Genomic DNA, 13,944 nt, shown 5'->3' with positions numbered 1-13,944 from the left:
GCTAAGCTTTAAACCAAACGCCGCTTTCCCAGATTGTTCAGTGGGAAAGCGGCGTTTTTTGTATTTATGAAATTAAAAGAGGAACTATAATACCGGGATGGACGTTTATCCACCAATTTGAGACATGCGCCGAGCTGTCGGCGTGTGGCTTTGTGCTTTTTTCTCCAGAGCTAAGGCCATTTCATGGTTATGAGGTTTGTTGCCCAGCGCTTTCCGGAATAAGGCCTGCACAGCAGCAGGATCGCTTATTAAAGGACGGACATTGTATTCATCTGCCCAATACAGGCAAGCTTTGATGTGCCCATCTGCGGTAAGTCTCAGGCGGTTGCAATTATCGCAGAAGTGATCGCTCACCGGATGAATCAGGCCGAATGTACCAGGGGCTCCAACAACCCGCCGATTCTGGGAAGGGCCATTCCCGGAGGGCATTTCTGCTGCTTCCGTTTCCCAACCAGCCTCAGTACAAGCTTCTACAACCCTTTCCAGAGGCAGATAAGTTTGGCGCCAAGCATCAGTAGCACTGCCAATCGGCATGTATTCTATAAAGCGTACATTTAGAGGACTCTCCAGCGTAAGGGAGATGAAGTCTTTGATTTCGTCGTCATTAATTCCTTTCATCAATACAACGTTAAGCTTTATCGGTTGAAGTCCGGCGGCTTGTGCGGCCTCGATCCCCTTTAATACCTTGGCGACTTCACCGCCACGAGTAATCATAGAAAATCGATCCTGCCGTAAAGAGTCTAGGCTGATGTTTACCCGTGACAGACCAGCCTCTTTTAACAGCGCGGCTTTGGCTGGAAGCATTAAACCATTTGTAGTCAGCGAAATATCTTCTATACCTGGAATCGCGGATATCATCGCAACAAGCTTTTCCAGATCTTTGCGGACAAGAGGTTCTCCGCCAGTTAGTCGTACTTTACGTAATCCAAGAGGGGCTAGCGACTTAACGACTGCGGTAATTTCCTCGTAACTTAGAATCTCGTCCTGCGGTTGGAATTGCATCCCTTCCGCTGGCATACAATAGATGCAACGCAGGTTGCAGCGGTCGGTAACCGAAATGCGGATGTAATCGTGTAAACGTCCAAAAGGGTCCGTCAGCGGCTCCATGGCGTTGCTCCCTTCCTTTAAATCTGGCTGATAAATTGCTCTTGAATTTTCTCGTATAAACGCCTAACGTCACTAACAGGATAGAACGCGAAGATGTTTATACTTGTTTAGAATTTTAAAGATTGCTTGGATTCACGTCAATGAGCAAAGTTCTGGACGACAGGGTTTCATTACATAAAACTGGACAAACTAGATAAGAAGATAACGCATATTGAACAACGAAAAGTGTGACAAAAGTACGACAAATAAAGTTTTTAGACATAGAATGCTCACGGAAAGCGCTTTTAATTTCCGATATAATCTAGGTGCGGATTAGTTTTAACGTTCACTTTTGCGAAAACAGATAGGATACCGGAAACCGCACGTCGGTAATGTGTGTGACGGAGAGTGACCGGGAAACCATTGAGGAGGATTTGCAAAATGAGTACACATACTGTTCCATCGCTCACCGTTCCGGAGGCTTTTAGCCGTTGGTTGGAAAGTCGGGGATTAATATATCAGCTTTTAGTGGATTTTTTGGGTAGAAAACCATCACTCTCTCTAGTGGCTCAATGGAGCCGCCATCGCCAGATGAGTGTAGCGGCAGAGATGACAGAAGGCGGTCGGGAGCTGAAGCGCTATTTGAGTCAGGAACCGAACAAGCTGCCAATGATATGCGAGAAAGAGAGCAAAGAATATAAACGGCTTATGCAAGAACAGTCCGTTAGTTCTTTTAAATTGCGCGAAGCAGCGATTTTAGGTCGTTCGGAGGATTTCTGCAACGTGCTTGCAGATGTGTACACCTCCGCTGGAATTGTATTCAATAAGTGTAATGGTGAAGCCGATGATCATATTGCTATTGAGCTCGAATTTATGGCAGTCATGCATGAGCGTATGCTTTACAATAGTTTTTCAATAAGAAGTGCTATGGAGCTGCTTGATATTCAGGAGTCCTTTTTGGAAAAGCATCTACTTCAATGGACACCGCAGTTCTGTCAGAAACTAAATGCAGCAACAGATAGTCCGCTATATCTAGGCCTCTCTCATATGCTTGAGGAGTTTCTGCCACTTGATCTGCAAATGCTTCGTTCCTGGAGAGCTTCATTGGAGAGCAGTGCAGCTACAAGCATTTAATATTAGAAAGCCCGACCTATCCATTAGGTCGGGTTTTTGCGTGCTGGTCAAGTGGAAAAGAAACGTTGTGTGAAGCACCAACTGAAGTAGTAATTGAAGTACCAACCGAAGCGTCTTATTGTTGCCCAACTCAAGCGCCGATAGAATAATTGGGGAATTTCTCCCTGAAATTCTGGGATTTTCAGTCATCAGACTAATAATTAGGGAAAACCTCCCTAAAATATAGCTGATTCGGTGGTAATTAAAGAAATCCCCCTTATTATCAGGGAGGAAATCCCTAATTTCGTTCATTTAGAGAAAATATTAGCTTTTTTCAGGGAGTTTTTCCCTAATTAGTTTAAGATCCACTCCGCGCATCGCCCAAACACAGAATGCAGTAAATACAAATGTACGCCGTCCAAACGACCCACGCAGATCACCCGCGTATACCGCATATCGCAAACGTTCACGGTACATTAGCCTCCCCACGCACAAACGCACATCATCCACCACCCAACCTAATAGTGATGAACAATTGGCACAGCACACAGTCTATTGGGCAAAGGAGGAATCCGCTGTGCAGCCTTTTACTAAAAAAAGAAGCTGCCTCATAAGTAGAATTCACTACTTTGGAGACAGCCTCTTGTTTAAATCTAATTTACTTGGTCACATCAGGTGTTCTAATCAATTACCTTTTTGCTGCGGAATTTCATCAGGAATTCATACACGACTGGCACTACTACAAGTGTCAGCAGCGTGGAACTGACCAAACCACCGATTACGGTCACGCCGAGCCCCTTAGAGATAATTCCTGCACTGTTTTCAAGTCCAGTAACCAATGGCAGCAATGCACCAATCGTTGCAAGGGCAGTCATCAGGATTGGACGTAAACGTGTGCCACCTGCTTCAAGCAAGGCTTGACGCGTAGTGAGGCCTTCTTTTTCCTTATGAATAACGCGGTCGATAAGGACAATCGCATTCGTTACTACGATACCAATCAACATCAGCGCACCCATGAGCGAGGACACGTTTAAGGTTTCTCCAGCGATGAGAAGGGCAACGAGTACCCCGATCACTGTGAAAGGAAGTGAGAACAGGATAGCGAATGGTGCTAATCCACCGCCAAATGTAACCACAAGCACGAAGTATACGATGGCAATAGCAGCTGCCATAGCAATTCCTAATTGACCAAATGTATCATTGATCTGCTCGGTTACACCGCCGAAGGTAACAGTTACACCATCAGGCAATTCCATAGCGTCTACTTTTTCTTTCACGCTGTTCGAAGCGCTATTCACGTCACTCGAAATAATTTCGGCAGTAACATCGACCTTCATTTTACCGTCCATACGAGTAATCGAGTCAGGGGAGGAGCCATTTTCAATTTTAGCGACTTGCCCGATTGGCACGGAGATGCCTAGTGGCGAAGTCAAAGTAGCCTCTTCCATTTCTTTAATGCTCTTATACGTTTCTTTATCTGTTTCGATATAGACTTTGTAGTTCTTGCCGTCCAATTCTACTTCTGTGAGCACTGGACGTGTGCCTGCTGGACTCAGCTTCATTGCAATTTGTCCGGCTGTAAGTCCAAGGGAGCTAAGCTTCTGTTGATCCGCTACAATCGTATATTGATCGTAAGCTTCCTTGAGACTGGTTTCTGCGTCTTTGAAATTAGTGGTGTCAGCCTGTACGATTGAGGCAATCTCATCCGCGACCGGCTTCAGCTGATCCAGTTCATCTCCGAATACATTCACGGTTAGAGTGCTTCCACCCATACCTCCACTCATCAGAGCGGACATGTCACCCCATACACCATCTGGAACTTCTGCGGTCAAACCTTCAATAAGTTTCTCTTTAACAGCTTCGAAATCAGGAGTATCACTATCATAAACGATGAAAAATAGTCCTGAATTGCTGGATCCACCCATACCCATCGGGCTTCCACCGCCGATGGAATATTGCATTTTGTCTATATGCTTCTGCGCTAAAATGTATTTTTCAGCTTTCAGACCTTGTTCTTGAACTTCCTCAATTCGTTGTCCAGCCTTTGGTGAATAAGTAAGCATTACAGTTTTATCCTCTTGGGATGGCATGAAGCTTACGCCAATAGGCTTGATTAAGAACAAGCTGCCCGCAAGGAGAAGAACAGCAACTCCAAAAGTAACGAGCTTATGAGAAAGACACCAGTTCAGAATCTTTTGATAACCAGCAGAAAGTTTGTCTGGTTTCTCGCTGTGAGTTTTTTTACCTTTCAATCCATTACGGAACAAAGAGTGAGCCATTGCAGGAACTAGGGTAATCGCAACTACTAATGAAGCGAGCAGGGCGAAGACCATGGTTAGAGCGAAAGGCAAGAACAGCTCACCAACCATACCACTAACCAAAGCAAGTGGTAAGAACACCGCGATGGTTACAATTGTAGAGGACATGATAGGCACGAACATTTCACGCGTGGCTGCACTGATTAATTCTCTGCCCTTCAGTTTCTCACCAGATAAGGAGAGCCGTCGATATATGTTCTCTATAACTACAATCGAGTCATCGACTACCCGCCCGATCGCGACCGTCATCGCTCCAAGTGTCATCATATTAAGCGTAATGTCCATCTGCCGCAGACACAGCACTGCAATCAGCAGGGATAATGGAATAGAGATGATAGAAATAATCGTCGAACGAATATTCCGCAGGAACACCAAAATGATAATTACTGCGAATAAGGCACCAAACACAGCTTTGGACAACATCGTATTTACGGAGTCCTCAATGGGCTTACCTTGGTCAAGCAGAACAGTAAGGTCAATGCCTTTATATTGTGCTTTTAATTCTTCAGTTTTGTCTTTAACGCCATTTACAACATCAACAGTGTTGGCATCATTGGCTTTGACAATCTGAATACCGATCGATTCTTTACCATTTGTACGGGAGATGGATTCGGAATTCCCCACAACCTCAATCGTGGCCAACTCTCCGAGCTTCACGGTTGGAAGTCCCATACTTGCAGCTCCGCCAGGAGCAGCATTTCCAGCACCTGCACCAGCAGCTCCGTTAGCAGCACCAGCGCCGGTAGCTCCAGCACCTGCAGCACCTGCAGCGTTAGCGCCAGTTGGCATTACCGGTATGGTCACATTTTTAAGATCATCAACGGTAGTGATGTTGCCGTCCACGACAACTGCCTTTTGAGCCTTGTCCATCTCGAACAGTCCTAGTGGAACACGGAGGGAAGAGCCTTGAATGATACCTTTAACGGTATCTTCAGTCAGTCCATATTGGCTGAGCTTATCTTGATTGAATTTAAGTGATACTTCTTTGACGTATTGACCAGAGATTTGAATAGAAGCCACACCCTCAACATCCTCTAGGGCTGGGCGAATATCGTTCTCAGCAATACGTGTCAATTCCTCAAGGTCCTGGGTATCTCCATTGGAAAGACTGAGCGAAACGACAGGCATTGAGCTAAGGCTAAAACGGGAAATGGAAGGCTTCTGCACATTGTCTGGCAATGAGACCTCATTTAGCGATTCGCGCACTGCTGCTGTAGCATTATCCAGATTTGTTCCGTAATCGAATTCAATTTGGATACTGGAGGCATTCTCCAGAGAAGTGGAGGTGATCGTCTTTACACCATCCACATTGCGGAGCTTTTGCTCCAACGGTTTGCTGACATCATTAACGACGCCTTCTGGTGCGGCCCCCGGATAAATGGTTGTTACGCTAAGATAGGGTATACTAATATTAGGCAAGGTTTCTTGCTTCATCGTCAGTCCGCTATATAAACCGGCAAACACAATAATTATCGTCAGAAGCCAAATGGCAAATTTGTTCCTGAGCGAGAAATTAATTAAGCTTTTCATAAGTTTCGTTTCTGCTCCTCTCGGCCCTTTTCTTTACGAAATAAGGCGCCATTATAAAAATTCATAATACTCACTATCCATGACTTTCTCTCTACCGAACTCTTCTTAGAGTCAATTAACGAAATACACATGAATTGTGCGGAATTGAGGCAATTAGCTTCCTCAGCTCTTCTAATTCTGCTGTGAGCTCAGAGCAGGATTGGAGGTTGGACAGCATCCCCTGAATGATTGCTTTTCGTGGGTGAGGTATAAGCACTTCACCTTCCAGAATATTGAGCGATTCCAGCAGATCGGCTGCTTCTTCGGATTCTATACTATTTAATTTACTGACCACAGTCTTCATTTCTTTAATGAGCTGTAATGGATTCTTTCGTTTATTCTCCTCATTCTCCGCCATCCAGTTCGCTAAAGTAGCAGAGTTGATTAGTGGAACCTGTTTACTAGTGAGTAAGCCAGACACAATCATATCCATTAGATTCATTAGATGATCTGCCATATCGGCAATGGGTACCTGCGTATCCTTACGAAAAATAACCGCAATATAAGACTTGATGAGACCATGTCCGATCATACATAAATCTCCGGTATAGGGAACGACGTCTTTTCCATAGAGCAACTCCATCTTCATCTGGAACCATCTTAAGAAGGAAGCGTTGTTTCTCCGCAGCCAGTCCGGGACTTCAGTATCAAATCCTTTGCCCGCAACCTCCTGAATTTGACGCTGCAAGAACTCGCGCAATTCGTACACGTGACTTAGCAGAATTTCTATCTGATTCCTAAGCTTCTCACGTGGTGTTCGTCGGGTTTCCTGTTCTTCACGTAACAAGGGATCACGAATCATCCGATAACAATAAAGGAAGATACTGCGCTCCAGTTCTTCTTTTGATTTAAATACCAGATACAAACTGCCCTTCGAAATCCCACATAATTCAGCGATCTCTTGCATGGATGTGGACGAGGAGCCTTTCACAGCGAATAACTGCATGGCGATCTTAATAATTTGTTCCTGCTTGTCAATAGTTTTATCATTCATTAAAGGATTAACCTCCTTTCTGACTACTGGGTTCTATAATTGACTAGTTGGTCAAAATTATTATATTCCATCCAACCAGGCAATACAAATATCGGAACAGAAGGGTTACAGTTTTGTCGTAAATAGACTTTTGCACAGTAATTAGCTAGGAAGAAAAGGGTTCTTCATGTAATATATAAAATGTGTCAATTTCGTGTTGCTTGTATGAATAAGAAGGTAGGTAGAGTATGAGAAGAGGACTTCAATCTATAATTATCATTGGGGCATTCATAGCATTTTATTATTTTGGTTTCGGCATTTTTGGGAGTACTGCGGGAACGATTATTAGTATCTTCTCCACTCTGACAGTTATTTCGATTAGCTTGGCTATTTTTATGGAGAACCGTAATCCTTCTACAACAATGTCATGGATCTTATTGCTTGCGTTGATCCCGGTGCTGGGACTGGTCTTCTATTTTCTATTTGGGCAAAATGTGTTCAAACGCCGTAAATATGATAAAAAGGCACAAAGAGACCTTATGGCCTACGAAAGAATTGAGAATGACGCTTTACGTACGCACCAAGATTGGTCAGTCTTTGATCCCTCGCGCCAAAAACTGTTGCTGTTATCCAAGACTTTAGCACGTACTCCTATTTCCTTTGCATCAGAAACTCGTATCCTCACTAATGGTGAAGAGACGTTTGGTACGTTATTGTTGGAGCTCCGTCAAGCTAAGCATCACATTCATATGGAGTATTACATCTTCCGGGCGGACCACATTGGAACACGCATTAAACAAATTCTGATCGATAAAGCTCGTGCCGGTGTTGCAGTCAGATTTATGTATGATGCCGTTGGCAGTTTTCAGCTTTCCAAAGCTTTTTTGAAGGAAATGAGTGACGCCGGAGTTCAGGTGGCTTCTTACGGAAATTCAACATCCTTTTTTTCCAGCCGTGTGAATTACCGGAATCACCGTAAAATTGTTGTGATCGACGGAGATGTCGGATTCATGGGTGGTCTCAATGTAGGCGATGAATATTTAAGCCGCAGTAAGACTTATGGATTTTGGCGTGACACACATATGTTGGTTAGAGGCGAAGCGGTACGGACGATGCAAATTATTTTCCTGCAAGATTGGATGCACACTACGGGTGAAAAAATACTGGAGCAAGACTACCTCACTCCACAACTTCGCTTTATGACAGGTGATGGAGCCGTACAGATTATTGCTAGCGGACCGGATAACGAACGTCGTGCGCTCAAAAACATTTTCTTCTCCATGATCACTTCTGCCGAGAAATCGGTGTGGATTGCCAGTCCGTATTTTATTCCTGATGAGGACATCTTAACTGCACTGCGTGTAGCCGCTATTTCTGGTTTAGATGTGCGATTGTTATTCCCGGCTAAGCCGGATAAGTGGATTCCTTTTCTGGCTTCACATTCTTATTTCCCGGCGTTGCTGGAAGCTGGCGTGAAGATTTATGAATATGAAAAGGGATTTATCCACTCTAAGCTGCTTATAGTCGATGGTGAAATAGCAACAATCGGTACGGCCAATATGGATATGCGCAGCTTCCACCTTAACTTTGAAGTGAATGCATTACTGATTCAGACGGAGAGTGTTGCTCGTATTGTGGCTGATTTTGAGCGGGATTTATTATCTACCAGCTTAATTGAGCATGAGGAATTTATGAATAAGCGTATGGTGATCCGTATACTGGAATCTGCTGCTCGACTTATGTCGCCGTTACTATAACCAAAAACCACCGCAGAGGGTGTTGTGCCTCATCTGCGGTGGTTTTTGCTTTAAAAAGTAGTTAAGCCCAAGGTGGTCTGCAACCGGAACAGGATATATTTGAACCAGGTCACTTCGCCCTGATAAGCCTCAAGAGGTAGGGTATACTCATGATCCTCGTTATTCCACAGTCGATTGAAGTAGGCTTCCATCTGGGCATAAAGAGGCTGATCTTGTTTTACAGATACCCACAGATTATTCTCCAGGTTGTAGTCATCCAGATTGCGTGTCGTGAAATTGGTGGAACCGCCAAGAATGATGGAACTTCCAGTCTGTTTGGCAATGAAAAGCAGCTTCGAGTGATATTGTTCTTTGGTCGTGTTGTACCAGCGAATAGAGATTTTTCCGTTCGTGCGCTTGTTCAGGTTCATGGCAACTGGACGGTTAGGAATGCCGATTTTATCACGGCCGAAGGCGTTCTGATTGGGGTCCAGTATCAATCTTACCGTAGCCCCTCGTTCGGTAGCTTCTACCAATTCATCGAGAATTGCATCATCGGCAAGGTAGAACATACCCATCCAAATGGTGTCACCCTCCTGTGCAGATTGGAGGGCTTGTCTTGCATATTTATATACCTTTCCTTCCGTTAAATAGCGGACTCCCATAGATTCTTCAGAGTGCTGGTCCTTATCCTTGGTGAAATCCGGCTCATAAGTGAGCAATGGCCCTGCATCCGAAAGATTGACCGCGGCCTGTTCCGTCTGGAGAATATCAGCAATAATTGGACCTTGTACTTCCAGAGCGATATTGGAATGATAGGCGCTGGCATCATGGATATTTCCTGAGGAGATTAGAGCGCTATTCTCACTAACAACTACCTTACGGTGGTTAGCTTTTACATTGAGTAGCTTCATATAAGAACGAGCAGTAATATCCGGTCCGCCGCTGGCCATAAGATTCGGAATCCGGCCTTCGCCCGACTGTCCGAACCATTGAATAAAGGTACGCCAGACAGCAGAATAAGCAGGCGTAGAATCGCGTAGAGCATTTACATCAGTCATAATCACTTTAATCCCTGCAGCCTTCATCTCTTCCAGGAGATGGTTAGGTGCAGAATTGTAATTGGTATTAACCTCATCCGTAATGAAGACGATCTCCATCTCAGGATAAGTAGTTTTTTGTAAAATAAGCTTGTCCGTCAACATTCGACTGACTGGAGGAAATGACTGATCTTTATGGGTATAATCATTGAAAAGAAAGAGGTCAATCACCAAAAATTCATCGGACTCCTCGATAATTTGTAGAATCCTCGAAAGAATCTGACTTTCTTGAGTGCCCGTGGCTGTACCGTCCGAATAGGTTAAGTCGTGCCAGAAGGATACATGATTTGTTTTGTATATGGGGCTTTCAAAGGAAATACCGCTGGGTAGAGGTTTGTGCGTCTGATAAATCATTACGCCGGTTAACCAAAGGAGTAGAATGACGAAAGCCCATAACACCCGTGTACGGCGGCGTGAAGTGGAACGTTTCTTCGTAGTTAAACCGGGAGCGTAGTTTATATCTTTAGGTTTATGGGGGTGAACGGGTTGCTGACGATCTGAATTCATGGAAGTTCCTCCTGAAATTATTGCAGAGCACTTCCTTAGGATTGTGATGCTCCGGTGTATTACCAACCTATTAACACCTAGTGGAGCAAAATGAAGCAGCCCAAATATCCTTAACATTAATAAATAACATTCAGCTAGCTATAATGAGTTTGAACGATTAGTACGAAGTTTATGAAATTAATGATTACTAAACCGGAGAATTGTAATCGCTAACCTCATATTGTAAATTCATCTGTAGGGATATGTTATAATAAATCGAGTTTGGGAATAGGAGGAACGCAGCATGAATCATACGCCAGAAGAGGCCGTGCCATATGATGCGACTAGGCAGTCTGGCGCAGATCATGGCAAGGACCTGCCGGCTGTAGAGGCTTCTGACAAAAGATCTTTATTGCCTACATCGAAGACAGGCGAACGCAAAATTGAACATGTACGCCTTTGCCTAAATGAAGAAGTAGGTGGCGTCGGTGTGACTACAGGGTTTGAACATTACAGATTTCAGCATAATGCTCTTCCAGAGCTGAATTTTGACGATATATCATTGCAGACTACGTTTTTGGATCGCAAGCTGCGTACACCGCTGCTCATCAGCTCGATGACAGGTGGCAGCGCAGCTACAGGAGCGATTAACGCCCGGTTGGCCACAGCTGCACAGCGTCGTGGTTGGGCGCTGGGTGTAGGCTCGGTCCGGGCGGCAGTGGAGCGTTCTGAGCTTACGGCGACCTTTTATGTGCGGGATCAAGCACCTGATATTCCGGTTATCGCCAATATTGGTGCTGTACAGCTGTCCTATGGTTTTGGGATTGAGGAATGTCGCCGAGCTGTGGATATCGCAGGTGCTGATTTTCTTGTACTGCATCTGAATGGGCTGCAAGAGGTCTTTCAACCGGAAGGGAACACTGGTTTTGCCTCTTTGCTATCCCAGATAGAGAAGGTATGCCGTGCACTTGAAGTCCCTGTAGGTGTGAAAGAAGTAGGCTGGGGCATTGATGGAGATGCAGCTGCACGTCTTTATAATGCAGGTGCGGCTTTTATTGATGTTGCGGGTGCAGGCGGGACATCCTGGAGTCAGGTGGAGAAGTTCCGCAGTGTAGATCCTATACGGCGGGCAGCGGCGGAGGCTTTCGCGGATTGGGGTACTCCAACGTCTGATTGTATCACAGAGGTGCGCGCAGTTTCCCCGCAGGGCGCTTTGATTGGCAGCGGCGGACTAAAACATGGCGTGGATGCAGCGAAAGCACTGGCACTTGGAGCTGATCTGGCAGGCTTTGGCCGCAATCTGTTAGGGCCGGCTGTCGATTCTGAAGAGGCGCTGGATGCTGCATTGGCACAGGTTGAGCTGGAGCTAAAAATAGCAATGTTTGGTATTGGCGCTCCAGATTTAGCAACTTTACGTGGTACTTCCCGTTTAATACGTAAATAGGATGGTAAATATTGAAGCGAGGAAGTGAGTAAGATTATGATTAAACTGGTCCATATGGATGAGTCGGCCTTTCAATTTTTCTTAGGTCAAGCTACCCGGGATTATGCGGAAGATAAGATCAGCGCCGGTGCTTGGGATCCGGAGATCGCGATGAAGCTGTCTGAGGAAGCCATAACACGCTCTTTGCCAAAAGGGCTGCACACAGATGGTGCTTATCTATATTCTATAGTAGAAATAAGCAGTGATGAACAGGTTGGTTATATCTGGTTTAACGTAAGTGAAGGCCGAGGCGGCCGCGAGGCTTTCATTTATGATTTTTATGTTTTTGAACCGTTCCAGAGTAAGGGTTATGGCAAGCAGGCTATGATCGCACTCGATGAAGAAGCCCGGGAGATGAATGTTACCAAAATCGGGTTGCACGTCTTCGGCCAGAACAATCGCGCATTTGAGTTATACAAAAAAATGGGATATATCGTAACTGACATCACAATGTCTAAAGATCTATAGTCCATAAGTGTGAGGACCTCGAAAGAGGTCCTTTTTTGTTGTTCTACTGAATTATTATGTAAATAATTGTGATAAATATATTTGAATTAGGATGATTAGGAAAATATGATTAAAAAATAAATTCCTGAAAATGGATAAATCCATAAAAGAGAAAAAGGGGGATTAAGTTGAGACCAAGGACTGTATCGTGGGTGGTTGTTTCAGCAGTTATATTACTATTACTGGTCAGCTGCAACAGTGGCGATTTACCAGGAAAGAAGAAATCTGAGTCTGAGCAAGTTCAGGCAAGTCCGGTTGCACCGCTAGCCTCTTCAGCTGTAGTTGAAGAACCATCAGAAATAGCTTTGCCTTCATTGACGGTAGAACAAAGGCTAGAGGATTTTGATTATATGTGGAAGATTATTGAGGAGAACTATCCTTTCTTAGAGGTGAATAAACGTCTCAATGGAGAGGATTGGCTTGCTAAAAAAGAGGAATACCGCAATAAAATAGCAGCCGTGAAATCGGATGATGAGTTTTTGAAACGTATGAGATTTGTCCTTAGCAGATTAAACAATGGGCATACAAATTTTATATCCAAGGAAGAATACCCCTGGTATCTACATACGTATGCTCAGTTAGGTTTTGGTTTTGAGCCTTGGGTCAACGTGTTTCAGCAGCCTAACGTATTGGCCCGTTACAACCAGAAACCTTTAGCGGAGCAGCAAAGCTCTAATGATATCAATAACGATATGCATAATGGTGGAGATGGAGTAGGAGATGTAACAAAAAAGACTTCTGGGAATGTAAAAAAAGTCATTATAGAGCCCGATCGAATCGCTTATCTCGGCATGCAAAGCTTTGACGGGAGTCTCATGGAGATGGACAGCTCCGAGATCCATGATTTTTTAATAGAGGTAAAGGACTATAAGACATTAATATTAGATATCCGCGGAAATGGGGGAGGAAACAGTAATTATTGGAGAATTCATCTTGTCCCTATGTTGATCAATAAACCTATCGAATACAATACATACTTACTTTATACAAGAGGCAAATATGCGGAGACCTTTATGCAAGCACGTCAGATTACAAAGGGGCAACAACCTATTGCTGGCATCAAAGATGAGCAACTGCCCAAGCTGCCAACCGAAGCTTTAAAGATGTTTAAGACATATAGAAAAACAAATGATGTAGTAACCCCTAATAAATCTGTTGGATTTAAAGGGAAAATCTATTTGCTGGTAGATAGCTCTGTGTATTCATCATCGGAAGGTCTTGCAGCCTTTGTAAAAGGCACCGGGTTTGCAACGGTTGTAGGCGGCAGGACAGGTGGGGATGGACTAGGGATAGATCCGCTTGTTGTTGCATTGCCTAATAGCGGTTATCTCTTCAGGTTTTCCTTTGAAATGGGTCTGAATTCTGATGGAAGTTGTAATGAAGAGGTAAAGACTGTGCCTGATGTGGAGGTTGATCCGGATAAATCTAAGCCATTACTGGACCAGCCGGCGATAAAAAAGGTATTAGAGCTTGCGCGTTCGGACACATCTGCCTGACATCCGGTGTTGCTGGCGAATATGTTCTAATATATAATGGTTTAGATCGTATAGCTTATTCGGATGATCAATTTAGC

Annotated in this window: 9 protein-coding genes; 5 read left to right on the top strand and 4 right to left on the bottom strand. The window is 44.4% G+C overall.

The genetic code is table 11. From position 1 onward, the window contains the following. Positions 1-105 precede the first annotated feature (105 nt). Positions 106-1,107, bottom strand: coding sequence for a GTP 3',8-cyclase MoaA (moaA, locus tag MHH86_RS29455; RefSeq protein WP_036681928.1), 1,002 nt, complete (start codon positions 1,105-1,107; stop codon positions 106-108). Between the two features lie 420 nt (positions 1,108-1,527). Between moaA and MHH86_RS29450 the strand changes: the two genes are divergently transcribed. Further along, positions 1,528-2,220, top strand: a complete 693-nt coding sequence (locus MHH86_RS29450; RefSeq protein ID WP_036681926.1) for a molecular chaperone TorD family protein — start codon at positions 1,528-1,530, stop codon at positions 2,218-2,220. A 659-nt stretch (positions 2,221-2,879) separates the two neighbouring features. Here the strand turns inward: MHH86_RS29450 and MHH86_RS29445 are convergent. Continuing rightward, a complete protein-coding gene (locus tag MHH86_RS29445; protein ID WP_076316154.1) occupies positions 2,880-6,047 on the bottom strand; it encodes an efflux RND transporter permease subunit in 3,168 nt (1,055 codons plus the stop codon). Between the two features lie 115 nt (positions 6,048-6,162). Continuing rightward, on the bottom strand, positions 6,163-7,080 hold the full coding sequence (locus tag MHH86_RS29440) for a TetR/AcrR family transcriptional regulator (protein WP_076316155.1): 918 nt from the start codon (positions 7,078-7,080) through the stop codon (positions 6,163-6,165). A 227-nt stretch (positions 7,081-7,307) separates the two neighbouring features. Between MHH86_RS29440 and cls the strand changes: the two genes are divergently transcribed. After that, positions 7,308-8,816 (top strand): cardiolipin synthase, encoded by a 1,509-nt coding sequence (cls, locus tag MHH86_RS29435; RefSeq protein ID WP_036681607.1) that lies wholly within the window; start codon positions 7,308-7,310, stop codon positions 8,814-8,816. Between the two features lie 50 nt (positions 8,817-8,866). Here the strand turns inward: cls and MHH86_RS29430 are convergent, their stop codons facing one another. Beyond that, entirely contained in the window at positions 8,867-10,402 is a 1,536-nt protein-coding gene (locus MHH86_RS29430) for a phospholipase D family protein (RefSeq protein WP_076316156.1), read from the bottom strand. Positions 10,403-10,685: 283 nt separating this feature from the next. On the opposite strand from MHH86_RS29430, the gene fni reads away from it, so the two are divergent. The 3 genes from fni (at position 10,686) to MHH86_RS29415 (ending at position 13,867) form a co-directional block, all read left to right on the top strand. Continuing rightward, on the top strand, positions 10,686-11,825 hold the full coding sequence (gene fni / locus MHH86_RS29425; protein WP_081383770.1) for a type 2 isopentenyl-diphosphate Delta-isomerase: 1,140 nt from the start codon (positions 10,686-10,688) through the stop codon (positions 11,823-11,825). Positions 11,826-11,861: 36 nt separating this feature from the next. Beyond that, positions 11,862-12,332 carry a GNAT family N-acetyltransferase gene (locus tag MHH86_RS29420; protein WP_235219460.1) on the top strand — a complete coding sequence of 157 codons (471 nt, stop codon included), beginning with the start codon at positions 11,862-11,864 and terminating at the stop codon, positions 12,330-12,332. Between the two features lie 167 nt (positions 12,333-12,499). After that, positions 12,500-13,867, top strand: a complete 1,368-nt coding sequence (locus tag MHH86_RS29415) for a S41 family peptidase (RefSeq protein WP_051491197.1) — start codon at positions 12,500-12,502, stop codon at positions 13,865-13,867. Positions 13,868-13,944: the final 77 nt, after the last annotated feature.

Origin of the sequence: Paenibacillus sp. FSL F4-0097, from assembly GCF_038593125.1 — a bacterium.
Lineage (GTDB): Bacteria > Bacillota > Bacilli > Paenibacillales > Paenibacillaceae > Paenibacillus_AQ > Paenibacillus_AQ odorifer.
This window is presented reverse-complemented; position numbering and strand designations above follow the sequence as displayed.

Coding starts and splice junctions, on each gene's coding strand:
- moaA (WP_036681928.1), bottom strand. CDS start 1,107: ATGGAGCCGCTGACGGACCCTTTTGGACGTTTACACGATTACATCCGC.
- MHH86_RS29430 (WP_076316156.1), bottom strand. CDS start 10,402: ATGAATTCAGATCGTCAGCAACCCGTTCACCCCCATAAACCTAAAGAT.
- MHH86_RS29445 (WP_076316154.1), bottom strand. CDS start 6,047: ATGAAAAGCTTAATTAATTTCTCGCTCAGGAACAAATTTGCCATTTGG.
- MHH86_RS29450 (WP_036681926.1), top strand. CDS start 1,528: ATGAGTACACATACTGTTCCATCGCTCACCGTTCCGGAGGCTTTTAGC.
- MHH86_RS29440 (WP_076316155.1), bottom strand. CDS start 7,080: ATGAATGATAAAACTATTGACAAGCAGGAACAAATTATTAAGATCGCC.
- cls (WP_036681607.1), top strand. CDS start 7,308: ATGAGAAGAGGACTTCAATCTATAATTATCATTGGGGCATTCATAGCA.
- fni (WP_081383770.1), top strand. CDS start 10,686: ATGAATCATACGCCAGAAGAGGCCGTGCCATATGATGCGACTAGGCAG.
- MHH86_RS29420 (WP_235219460.1), top strand. CDS start 11,862: ATGATTAAACTGGTCCATATGGATGAGTCGGCCTTTCAATTTTTCTTA.